This is a genomic window from Luteibacter sp. HAY1-4A, assembly GCF_056755355.1.
Genome location: NZ_JBNDHZ010000007.1, coordinates 42,551 through 53,632, shown reverse-complemented (window position 1 = coordinate 53,632; position 11,082 = coordinate 42,551). Strand labels below are relative to the sequence as shown.

General features: G+C 66.4%; 11 protein-coding genes and 1 pseudogene. 2 read left to right on the top strand and 10 right to left on the bottom strand.

What is annotated here, in order from left to right:
* Positions 1–6: 6 nt before the first annotated feature.
* The 7 genes and pseudogenes from ACPYOD_RS03600 to zwf form a co-directional block, all read right to left on the bottom strand.
* Positions 7–159 (bottom strand): annotated as a pseudogene (locus ACPYOD_RS03600) (2Fe-2S iron-sulfur cluster-binding protein); the annotation flags it as partial.
* 81 nt (positions 160–240) lie between these two features.
* Positions 241–1,620, bottom strand: a complete 1,380-nt coding sequence (locus ACPYOD_RS03595) for a serine hydrolase domain-containing protein (RefSeq protein ID WP_481300362.1) — start codon at positions 1,618–1,620, stop codon at positions 241–243.
* Between the two features lie 115 nt (positions 1,621–1,735).
* On the bottom strand, positions 1,736–2,491 hold the full coding sequence (locus ACPYOD_RS03590; protein ID WP_481300361.1) for a LytR/AlgR family response regulator transcription factor: 756 nt from the start codon (positions 2,489–2,491) through the stop codon (positions 1,736–1,738).
* Positions 2,488–3,564 (bottom strand): sensor histidine kinase, encoded by a 1,077-nt coding sequence (locus ACPYOD_RS03585; protein ID WP_481300360.1) that lies wholly within the window; start codon positions 3,562–3,564, stop codon positions 2,488–2,490. Before ACPYOD_RS03585 ends, ACPYOD_RS03590 begins: the two co-directional genes overlap by 4 nt.
* A gap of 63 nt (positions 3,565–3,627) precedes the next feature.
* Positions 3,628–4,131: a peptide-methionine (S)-S-oxide reductase MsrA gene (msrA, locus tag ACPYOD_RS03580; RefSeq protein WP_481300359.1), complete on the bottom strand. Its 504-nt coding sequence runs from the start codon at positions 4,129–4,131 to the stop codon at positions 3,628–3,630.
* Positions 4,128–4,586 carry a peptide-methionine (R)-S-oxide reductase MsrB gene (gene msrB / locus ACPYOD_RS03575; protein WP_481300358.1) on the bottom strand — a complete coding sequence of 153 codons (459 nt, stop codon included), beginning with the start codon at positions 4,584–4,586 and terminating at the stop codon, positions 4,128–4,130. Before msrB ends, msrA begins: the two co-directional genes overlap by 4 nt.
* 174 nt (positions 4,587–4,760) lie before the next feature.
* Complete coding sequence (gene zwf, locus ACPYOD_RS03570) at positions 4,761–6,260, bottom strand: glucose-6-phosphate dehydrogenase (RefSeq protein WP_481300357.1); 1,500 nt, start codon at positions 6,258–6,260, stop codon at positions 4,761–4,763.
* 162 nt (positions 6,261–6,422) lie between these two features.
* On the opposite strand from zwf, the gene ACPYOD_RS03565 reads away from it, so the two are divergent.
* Positions 6,423–7,169, top strand: coding sequence for a glucose 1-dehydrogenase (locus ACPYOD_RS03565; RefSeq protein ID WP_481300356.1), 747 nt, complete (start codon positions 6,423–6,425; stop codon positions 7,167–7,169).
* A gap of 13 nt (positions 7,170–7,182) precedes the next feature.
* On the opposite strand, the gene yjjX is transcribed toward ACPYOD_RS03565, so the two are convergent.
* From yjjX to ACPYOD_RS03550, 3 genes are all read right to left on the bottom strand, one after another.
* Positions 7,183–7,743 carry an inosine/xanthosine triphosphatase gene (gene yjjX, locus ACPYOD_RS03560; protein ID WP_481300355.1) on the bottom strand — a complete coding sequence of 187 codons (561 nt, stop codon included), beginning with the start codon at positions 7,741–7,743 and terminating at the stop codon, positions 7,183–7,185.
* Positions 7,744–7,748: 5 nt separating this feature from the next.
* Entirely contained in the window at positions 7,749–9,392 is a 1,644-nt protein-coding gene (gene pgm / locus ACPYOD_RS03555) for a phosphoglucomutase (alpha-D-glucose-1,6-bisphosphate-dependent) (RefSeq protein ID WP_481300354.1), read from the bottom strand.
* Positions 9,393–9,512: 120 nt separating this feature from the next.
* On the bottom strand, positions 9,513–10,151 hold the full coding sequence (locus ACPYOD_RS03550; protein ID WP_481300353.1) for a response regulator: 639 nt from the start codon (positions 10,149–10,151) through the stop codon (positions 9,513–9,515).
* A 186-nt stretch (positions 10,152–10,337) separates the two neighbouring features.
* On the opposite strand from ACPYOD_RS03550, the gene ACPYOD_RS03545 reads away from it, so the two are divergent.
* The gene (locus ACPYOD_RS03545; RefSeq protein WP_481300352.1) at positions 10,338–11,069 is read left to right on the top strand and encodes an Hpt domain-containing protein; all 732 of its coding nucleotides are present in this window, start codon (positions 10,338–10,340) and stop codon (positions 11,067–11,069) included.
* The last annotated feature ends 13 nt before the right edge of the window (positions 11,070–11,082 follow it).

Sequence of the window (11,082 nt, the reverse complement as noted above, 5' to 3'; positions counted from 1 at the left end):
GCCGTCCACGTGGACTGTGCAGGCGCCGCATAAGGCCGCGCCGCATCCGAACTTCGTTCCTGTCATGCCGCATACGTCGCGGAGGACCCACAGCATGGGTGTGTCCCCCTCGACGTCGATCTCTCTTACCTCGCCGTTGATCCGGATCGCGTAAGGCACGTCGCTGCCCCTCGAAAGTTGCCGCCCCCGTCGAAACCGGACGCTCGCAAAAACTTACGACCGCCGTCTTGCAAAAACCGATCACGATCCCTCGTGCGTAGCGGCGATGGTCACCTTGATCAGCGCCAGGTCGTCCTCGATGCCGTAATCGGGCGGCGCCGAATAACCGAAGCGCACGATCACCAGGTTTTCCGAGGGAATCACGTAGATGCGTTGGCCCATGGTGCCGCTGGCGTAGAAGCCGTCTTTCGGAAAACCCGCGTCGACGCGCCATTTCGCCGGAAGACTTGGGCCGTCGTTCGTCCAGAACCCCGCGCCGTAGGGCGCACCCAGCGTCGACTTGCGCGACCATGCCACCCAGCCTTCCGGAAGAAGTCGCGTTCCGTCGGGTGCGACGCCGTCGCGTAGGTAAAGCATCCCGAACCGGGCGAAATCGCGCGCCGAGGTGTAGACATAGGTGGAACCGACGAAGGTGCCGCGGCCGTCGAATTCCATGGTGACGTCACCCATGCCGAGCCGGTCGAAGAGTTCGCGCCGTGCGAAGTCACGCATGCCGGCTGCTCCACCGCCCACCTTCTCGCCCACCAGGCGGGAAAGCAGCACGGTGTCCGCGGACGTGTAATCGAAGGTGCGATTCGGCGGCTCTTTCGCCGGCTGGGCAGCCGCATAGCCGGCCATGTCGGCGTGCAGGAATTCCATGCGCGCCACCGGGCTGTAGGCCGACTCGGCTTCTTCGGCCGCCAGGCCGCTGTGCATGCGCAGGAGATCTTCGACGGTGATCGCGCGGCGTGGATCGCCCGGTGCCTGCCACTCCGGTGCACCGAGTGGCTGCTCCGGGCGGATCTTTCCTTGCCTTGCCAGGATGCCGAGGAACGCGTTGGTGAACGACTTTGCCACCGAGAAGCTCAGCAGCGGCGTGTGCTGGTCGAAGCCGGCCGCGTAATGCTCGGCGATGACGCGCCCGTCCTTGACGACCACGACGGCCTTCACGTGCTTGACGGGCTGTACGGGAGACTCGGTGAACACGCGATCCAGGGCGGCGGCGATCGCAGGCTTCGATGCGGTGACGACGTGCTCGGGGGCGAAGCCATCGGCGGCCGGCGTGTGCGTCGCGGTGTCTGCCTCTACGGGAACATTGCCGGGCAGTACGAGCCTGCAACCGTAGCCGGGGGTGAACTCCGCGCGAGCCAGCGTGCTGAAGATGCCCGACACTTCGACGCTATGCGTATCCCGCAACACGTGCGGTGTAAGCAGGCTGCTGACGGTACCCCCGAGCACAGGTGCGACGAGCTGGTCGTAAGTTTCCTTCGGATCCTGACCGCTGATGTAGGTCATGGAGCAGACGTGGTGCGCCGCGACGCCCGCCGCGACACGGAACGCCTGGTCCGGTCGCCAGACCAACCAGGCCGCGACACCCAGCGCGACAGCCGCGCCTGCGACGATGTAGGTTTTCTTTGCCATGGGCTCCTCCTGTGGATGGGAGGAGTCTGCGCGTCGGGCCGGGCTGGCGGTGGGGCGCCAGGGACGAACGTGCCGGGCGTAGGGACGAGCGCGCTCCTCCTTCAGCCTTCACTGCTCAGAGCGACAACCCCGGCGGCAGATTCTCCAGATAACGCCGCGTCCAGGTGACGCGCCCGCCATCGACGAGCAACAGGCGTTGCTCGCCATCGGGCCACGGTTGCACCTGGCGGATGGCGTCGAGGCGCACGATGGTGGAGCGATTCACACGGACGAACGCCGAGGGATTCAGGCGGCCCTGCATGCTGTCGAGGGTGCCGCGAAGGCGGTGCGCCACGCCATCCACGAATACGTCGAGGTAGTTGCGGCTCGCGACGATGCGGTCGATCCGCTCCACGCGGACCAGTTCGGCGGCGTCGCCACTGGGGAGCAGGACCCGGTGCAGGTATCGCACCGGGACCGGGGCACCGTCGAGCAGCCCTTCCACGCGGCCGGCGATGTCGAGCGCGGGTTTCACGTTGCCCAGCAGCCTGGCCACGGCGCGAGCGAAGCGCTCGGGCCCGACCGGCTTCAGCAGGTAATCGAAGGCGTGGACCTCGAAGGCACGCACGGCGTGTTCGTCATGCGCCGTGACGAAGACGATTTCCGCGGGCAAGGGATCGCCCAGCGCCTGCAGCACGGCGAATCCGTCCATCCCGGGCATGGTGATGTCGAGGAACACAACGTCGGGACGTTCGCGGCGGATGAGCGCGACGGCCGACGGACCGTCTCCCGCTTCGCCGACCCACAGGAGGCCATCGCTCGCCGCAAGGTAGCGGCGCAGCTTCGCACGCGCCGGCGCCTCGTCGTCGATGACGACCGCGCGCAAGCTCATGCGGCCCACCGTCGCGCGGGCAGCCACACGGTGACGACGCTGCCGCCTTCGGCCACCGGATCGAGGCGCACCCCAGCCTCCTCGCCATAGAGATGACGCAGCCGCGCACCCACGTTGCCGAGGCCGATACCGTGGCCGGCATGGGTCCCCTGACCGCCACCGTAGTCGCGCACGCGGACCATGAGTTGCCCTGCCTGGCGCGACGCGTCGATGCGAACGCGCCGCTCCGTACCCGCCCCGCCGTGCTCGATGGCGTTCTCCACCAGCGGCTGCAGGAGCAGGAACGGAATGCGCAACTCGTCGAGCGCGGGATCGTTCTCCACCCGTGCGTCGAGACCCTCGCCAAAGCGCACGCGCTGGATATCCATGTACAGCGCCACCAGGCGCCATTCGTCGGCCAGGCGATGTTCCTGCGCGGTGGCGGAAAGCGTGGCGCGCAGCAATTCGCCGATGCGGGAGAGCATCTCGTCCGCCACGCGCGGCCTTTCGTACATGAGCTCGGACACCGCGTTGAGCGTGTTGAACAGGAAGTGCGGATTCAGTTGCAGGCGCAAGGCCTCGAGCCGCGCCTCCGACAATGCCGATTCCAGCTGGGCCGCGCGAAGTTCGCGTGCCTGGCCTTCTCGGTACCGGTCGAACAACCAGAGGCCGGTAACGATCACCGCGTAGAAGAAGAGTTGCGTGGGCACCTCCATGAGGTACCGCCACACCACGAGCCCGTAGGCGAAGCCCGGTGTGCCCATGGCCCCGAACACGAGCTTGCGCATGCCGATCATCAGCGTGGTCTGTGCCACCGACAGCACGGCGAACAGCACGACATGCGTGTACCAGGTCCAGCGGACGCGGCGAAGCACGAGGAAAAGCACAGGCAGGAATGCGCCGAAACTGACCGCGCCGGTCAGTTCCTCCACGAGCTTCGGCAGGAACGCGGAAGGTTCCTGGTTGGCGATGTCGATGAGGTATCGGTTGATGGCGCGGAGCAACCCGATCGCCACGACCAGCAGCACCCCGAACCCGTAGGCGCGCCGACGCCACCCCGTTCGCTTCTGTCCGTTCTCTCTGGCGCTGTCCATGTCGTCCCCCCGGACGATGCTGTCCCCGCCGGCCCTTATACCAGAGCCGGCGGGAGCATCGGATCAGGCGGTGCGGCGCGGCAGCACCCAGTCCGGACGGATGAAGTGGCAGGTGTAGCCGTTCGGGTACTTCTCCAGGTAATCCTGGTGCTCCGGCTCGGCTTCCCAGAACGGGCCCGCGGGAGCGATCTCGGTCACGACCTTGCCGGGCCACAGGCCCGACGCGTTGACGTCGGCCACCGTGTCCTCGGCCACGGCCTTCTGCTCGTCGTCCAGGTAGAAGATGGCCGAACGGTAGCTCTTGCCGACGTCGTTGCCCTGCCGGTCCATCGTGGTCGGGTCGTGGATCTGGAAGAAGAACTCCAGGATCTTCCGGTAGCTGACCTTCGCCGGATCGAACTCGATCTCGATCGCCTCGGCGTGGGTGCCATGGTTGCGATACGTGGCATTCGGCACGTCACCACCGGTGTAGCCCACCCGCGTCGTGATCACGCCGGGCTGCTTGCGGATCAGGTCCTGCATGCCCCAGAAGCAGCCGCCGGCAAGGATGGCGCGCGCGGTCGTCATGCCGCACCTCCCTGCTTCGCGAACAGGCTGGCGTACTGGCCGTAACCTTCCTTCTCCAGGTCCGCCACGGGAATGAAGCGCAGCGAGGCCGAGTTGATGCAGTAGCGCAGGCCGCCTTGGTCGCGGGGACCGTCCGGGAATACGTGGCCCAGGTGGCTGTCCGCGTGCTTCGAGCGTACCTCGGTGCGGATCATGCCATGGCTCTTGTCCACGTTCTCTTCGACGTGCTCGTCTTCCAGCGGCCGGGTGAAGCTGGGCCAGCCGCATCCGCTGTCGAACTTGTCCAGCGACGAGAACAACGGCTCCCCGGACACGATGTCGACGTAGATGCCGGGCTCGTGGCTGTCGTGGAACGCGTTGTGGAAAGGACGCTCGGTGGCGCTCTCCTGCGTGACCCGGAACTGCTCCGGGGTGAGCTTGGCGAGAGCTTCGGGCGTCTTGCGGTAGTCGGACATGGAGGCCTCCTGATAGGGGGAATCGCCGGCGTCGGGCCCCTGCCCCTCGCCGGCGCTCCCTACATAATGCGGGCTAAGCGCCCTTATGCAACGGGCGCCCCGCGGCATCCTCGTCCAGTTCGCGGGCGACGGTCTTGGCGATCTCCGCCACACCGGATACCGGCGTGAAGGCGGTCAGGCCGCCGCGTCTTCCACCCAGTGATGACCGGATCGGCGCAGCAATTCGCGGGCCGACTCCGGCCCCCACGTGCCCGCCTCGTAGGCGTCCGGAGCCTCTTCGCTTGCGCCCCAGCCTTCAAGGATCGGCGTCACCCATTGCCATGCGGCCTCCGTCTCGTCCTTGCGCACGAACAGCGCCGGGCTGCCCTTCACCGCGTCCAGCAGCAAGCCTTCGTACGAGTCGCGATAACGCACCCGCTCCGGCCGCCCGAGCGGCGACAGCGCGTCCACTTCTTCCAGGCCGAAGCCATTGCCGGGATGCTTCACGAACAGGGGCAGCGTCACGCTTTCGTCCGGCTGCACGCGGATCACCAGGCGGCTACCCGGCCTTGCTTCGCCGAACAATCCCGGTTCGCCCGCACGGAACTGCACCACCACCTCGGTCACCTTTTCCGGCATGCGCTTGCCCGACCGCAGGTAGAACGGCACGCCACGCCAGCGGGGGTTGTCGATCTCCGCCTTCAGTGCCACGAACGTCTCGGTCTTGCTCGGTACTTCGCCGGGGAGTTCTTCGCGATAGGCCGGAACATCCTTGCCGCCCGCCGTACCTTGTACGTATTGCCCGCGTGCCACGTTCGCGCGCAGGTTTCGCGGATCGAGCGGCTTCAGCGCCTTCAACACGCGAACTTTCTCGTCGCGCAGCGCATCCGCGTCCAGTGATGACGGCCGTTCCATCGCGACGACCGTCAGCACTTGCAGCAGGTGGTTCTGGATCATGTCGCGCAGCGCGCCCGATCCGTCGTAATAACCGCCGCGGCCTTCGAGCCCGACGGTTTCGGCGGCGGTGATCTGCACGTATTCGATCGACTCCCTGTCCCACATGCGTTCCAGCATGGGATTGGCGAAGCGCAGCGCGATGATGTTCTGCACCGCTTCCTTGCCGAGGTAGTGGTCGATGCGATAAATGCTGCTTTCCGGGAAGTAGCGCCCCACGCCGTCGTTGACCCTGCGCGCGGTCTCGAGGTCGGTGCCGATCGGCTTCTCCAGGACGATGCGCGATGTGTCGCTGCGCAGGCCTTTCTCGGCCACGTTGCGAGCGATGTCGCCGTACAGGTCCGGCGCCGTCGCCAGGTAGAACACGCGGACCCTTCCCTCGCCCTCACCGGACGCGAGCAGTTCGGAGAGAGCCGCCCAGTTTCCGGACGATTCCGCGCCGTTCAGGCTCACATAGTGAACCATGCGCAGGAACCGGTTCAGTGTCGCGTCGACGATTTCGTCCGCACGGACATGTTCATGCAGGGCGGTGCGTACGCGCTCGCGATAGGACTCGTCGTCCAATGGCGACCGTGCCGTGCCGACGATGCGCGAATCGCCGGGCACCTGGCCTTCCGCGAACCGGCGGTAGAGCGCCGGCAGCAACTTGCGCATGGTGAGGTCGCCGGTGGCGCCGAAGATGACGTAGTCGAACGTATCGACCGGTTCGAGGGGAATGGTGGGCATGTTCATGGGGTGCATGGATGAGGCACCTGGGGCCTGTTTCAAGGGCCGCACGCCGTTTTAACCATTGACCGCCAGGCATAGGTGTTATGCCGGCGCAGGTATGACACACGCCATTCCTCCGTCCCCATGCTTTCCCGGGACGGGCCCGTGACGGGCCACAACGAAGGAAATGAACCCATGAGCAAGCTGAAAGAGAAAGTCGCCATCGTCACCGGCGCGTCCAAGGGCATCGGTGCGGGCATCGCGAAAGCCCTGGCCGCCGAAGGTGCGGCGGTGATCGTCAACTACGCCTCCAGCAAGGCCGGCGCGGACAAGGTCGTGGCCGATATCCAGGCTGCCGGCGGCAAGGCCGTGGCGGTGGGTGGCGATGTGTCGAAGCAGGCCGACGCCGAGAACCTCGTCGCGAAGGCCATCGAGCACTTCGGACGCCTCGACGTCCTGGTGAACAATTCGGGCGTCTACGAGTTCTCGCCGATCGAGACCACGACGGAAGCCCAGTACCGCCGGATGTTCGACATCAACGTACTCGGCACGATCCTGATGAGCCAGGCCGCGGTGAAGCACCTCGGCAAGGGCGGCAGCATCGTCAACATCGGGTCCGCCGTCACGCGACTGACTCCGGCCGAGAGCACCGTCTACACCGGTACCAAGGGTGCCGTGGACGCGATCACCGGCGTCCTGGCGCGTGAATTGGGTCCGCGCGGCATCCGTGTGAATGCGGTCAATCCGGGCATGGTTATCACCGAAGGCGTGCAGACCGCCGGCTTCGCGGGTTCGGACTTCGAGACATGGGCCACGAGCCAGACGCCGCTCGGCCGCGTCGGCCAGGTCGACGACATTGCGCCGATCGTCACCTTCCTGGCGACGGACGACGCACGCTGGGTCACCGGCGAAGTCCTGCTCGCCTCGGGCGGCATGCGCTGAGGCAAATCGCTCCTCAATCCTCCATCCGCAGCCCGTAAAGCTCCGGATGGAGGAAAGGCGCCATCGCCAGCACCATGGCTTGCGTGTACGCGCTTTCGCGCGTGGCGTGGCCGTTGGTGACCAGGCCGATGGCGCCGCCTTGCTGTTTGATGTTCACGGTGCCGAACAGGCGGTCCATGACGTCGCCCAGTTCCTCGCCTTCGAGCAAGGTTTCATAGACCGCCGGCGGCAACGGCAGCCAGGCGCTGCAACCGACCGACACATCGACGCCGTTGGCGATGGCCACGTAGCCAAACGTGCCGGGTCCGTCTTCGGTCACGTCCACCCCGCCCTCCAACGCCACGTAGAAATCGGCGTCGCCATGCTGGCGGCAGTAGTTCATGCGATTGATCGCGCCCTCGCGCGTTTCGGCGGAAGTCATCGGCTGATCGGGCACGCCGGAAGGCGCGTGCATGCCCTCGCATTCGACCAGGCGGCCCGGAAAGAGCGGCGCAAGAGCGTTGCGCACCGCCCCGATCTTCACCGGATTGCGCGAACCGACCAGGACGCGGATGGGCGACGTCTCGTGATTCATACGCTTCAATCCGCCAGTGCGCGGTCGACCATGGCCTGCGCTTCCTCGAGGATCGCCCGAAGGTGTTCCTCGCCGCGGAAGCTTTCGCCGTACACCTTGTAGATGTCCTCGGTACCGGAAGGGCGCGCGGCGAACCATCCGTTGGCGGAGATCACCTTGATACCGCCGATCGACTGGCCGTCGGCCTTGTTCGTCACTTCCACCACGGCATCGCCTGCCAGCGTCGAGGACGTGACCTGCTCGGGAGCCAGCTTCGAGAGCTTCGCCTTCTGCGCGTGGTTCGCCGGCGCGTCGATGCGCGCGTTGGCGGGATTGCCGAGCTGGGCCGTGATGTCGGCGTAGACCCGGCCAGGGTCCTTGCCCAGGCGCGCGGTCATTTCGCCAGCGAGCAGCGCGGCCGCGATGCCGTCCTTGTCGGTGGACCAGGGTGCGGCGTTCTTGCACAGGAACGACGCCCCGGCACTCTCCTCGCATCCAAAGCCGAGGCTGCCGTCGTAAAGCCCCGACACGAAATACTTGAAGCCGACCGGTACTTCGCGCAACGGACGGCCCAGGTGGGCCGCCACGCGGTCCAGCAATGCCGTGCTTACGGCGGTCTTGCCGACCGCCGCATCGTCGCGCCAGCCGGGCCGGTTCTGGAACAGGTACCACGCTGCCGTGGCGAGATAATGGTTGGCCTGCATGAGGCCGGTGCTCGGGGCAACCACGCCATGACGGTCGTGGTCCGTGTCGCACGCGAATGCGACGTCGAAACGGTCCTTCAAACCGATCAGGCGCTGCATGGCGTACGAGGACGAAGGATCCATGCGCACGCGGCCGTCCCAGTCGAGCGACATGAACGAGAACGTGGGATCGACGGTTTCGCTCACCACCGTCAGGTCGATGCCGTAGCGCTCGCCGATGGCGCTCCAGTAATGCACGCCTGCGCCGCCGAGCGGATCGACGCCCATGCGCACGCCGCTGGCGCGGACGATCTCCAGGTCCAGCACGTCGCCCAGGTCGCCGACGTAGCGCTGCAGGAAGTCGTATTCATGCGTGGTCCCGGCCTTGCGCGCCTGCGCGAAGGGCATCCGTCTTACCTCGCGCAGGCCGCCTTCCATGAGGGCGTTCGCACGTGCGGCGATCCAGCCGGTGGCGTCGGTATCGGCCGGGCCGCCATGCGGCGGGTTGTATTTGATGCCGCCGCTCTCGGGCGGATTGTGTGAAGGCGTGATGACGATGCCATCCGCGAGGCCGGTCTCGCGGCCCCGGTTGTACACGAGGATGGCGTGCGACACCGCGGGCGTCGGCGTGAACTCGCCACCGGCCGATACTTGTGCCACAGCGCCATTCGCGGCAAGCACCTCGAGCGTGCTTTCGAACGCCGGTGCGGAAAGCGCATGGGTGTCGATACCCACGAATACCGGCCCGTCCACCCCCACCTGCGCGCGGTAGTCGCAGATAGCCTGAACCACCGCCAGGACGTGCCACTCGTTGAAGGACCGGTCGAACGACGACCCGCGATGGCCCGACGTGCCGAATGCCACCCGTTGCTCGGGGACCGACGGATCGGGCTTCAGGTCGTGGTAGGCGGCCAGCAGGGCCGCTACGTCGACCGGCTGGGCTTCCGTGGCGGGCTTGCCCGCAAGCGGACTGATCTTGGCACTCACCGATGGCTCTCCTCGGACTGCGATGTCCGCAAGCATACGATGTGTTTTGAGATTTCTTCCATGTCCGCGGAAGCGCGGCATGGTTATCGTGACTGCGTCACGCTTGCATCACGCGGCGTTTCACAATCGCAGTCGCTCGATGTACTCGAAGATCTCGGCATCCGTCTCCAGCCGAAGTTTCCGCATGGCGTTCGACTTCTGCTGGCTGATGGTGGAGAGCCCACGACCGGTGGCCCGGGCAATATCGGTAACGCTGTTACCGGCGGCGAACAGGCGCAGGATCTTGAGTTCCCGCGGGGAGAGGTCGGCCAGCGTCCCGGATTTCCCCAACGGTTCGCCCGCTGGCGCACCGATCAATTCGCGTACCGAGGCTCCCAGGTAAACATGGTTCGACAGGATTTCCACCAAGGCCTCGGGAATCTCCCGGGTGTCGGCCGATTTTCCGATCAGGCCGAGCACGCCGGTGCCGATGATTTCGCGATAAAGCGCCGGATTCGCCAGGGTGGTGATCACCATCACCGGCAGGGCCGGATAGGCGCGGCGCACGTCGCGCAGCAACGCCAGCCCGTCGCGCCCCGGTGCAGGCATGCTGAAGTCGGTGATCAGCGCATCGCACGACGTCGTCGCGAGCAACTCGAGCAGTTCGTCGGGCGACTGCGCTTCTGCCACGACGGTGGCGAGCCCGTCCTTGGCCAGGGCCAGGCTGAGGCCCTTCAGCACCACGGGGTGATCGTCCGCCAGAATGACGCGGTAGACCATGAGTGATCCATCCTTTCTTGCTTGTCCAGTCACCGGCGAACTGGTCTCGAATATCGCCGGTGGAGCGCAGAGTTGAGCATATCGCGCTTCCTGACGCCACTCCGCCGGCGCCTTCTCGCGTGGTGTACCGCTTGCGGTTGTCGCGGGCTGCGTGCTCGTTCGCAACCGCAACGGGCACTTCCCGATGTGCTCTCGCGTCTCGCTACGCACTACGGCGCAACCGCGCACGCGCAAGGCATCGTCTTCGACATGGAGGTGGATCCGGCGCTCGTGCAGGAGCTCGTCGGACCGGCGGACGCACTGGCGAACGCGCTCTCCCTGCTGCTCGATCGCGCGTTCGAGCGCGATGCCGGCCGCGTCGCCCTGCACGTGGACGTGGTGGGCGACGATATCGCCGGACAACTCGTGCATTTCACGGTGGCCGAAGACCGTGCGGCCCATGGACCGGATGAATCGCTTCTGCGCGAGGCCGAAGCAATCGTCACCGCTATCGGCGGCACGGTGCATACCGAGCAGGGCCCCGATATCGGCGACCGTGTCATCGTGGAACTCGCCTTCGATCTTCCCCATACGCCACCGTGCATCGACGTCGACGCACTGCGCAGCGCACTGGGGGGCGAAGCGGCCTTGCGCGAGGTCGTTGTCGCGCTCGACCGGGCACTTTCCAGCGACATCGCGGATCTCGACCGGCTGCTCGAGCGAGAGGGCGTTGCGCACCTCCAAGCCTGGCTGCACCGGGTGTCGGGCGCCCTCGGCATGGCCGAGGCCAGCGAGCTGTCGCGCATCGGGCTCGCGCTGGAGCGCGAGCTGGAAAACGGGCGCAGGCCGCATCTCGACCGCGCCATCCGCCGCTTCGCGGAAGATGCCGCCGGGGTGTTCCGCATGCTTCGCGAACAGGTGCCTGTCGATGGGCTATAGTCCCGCACCGTGA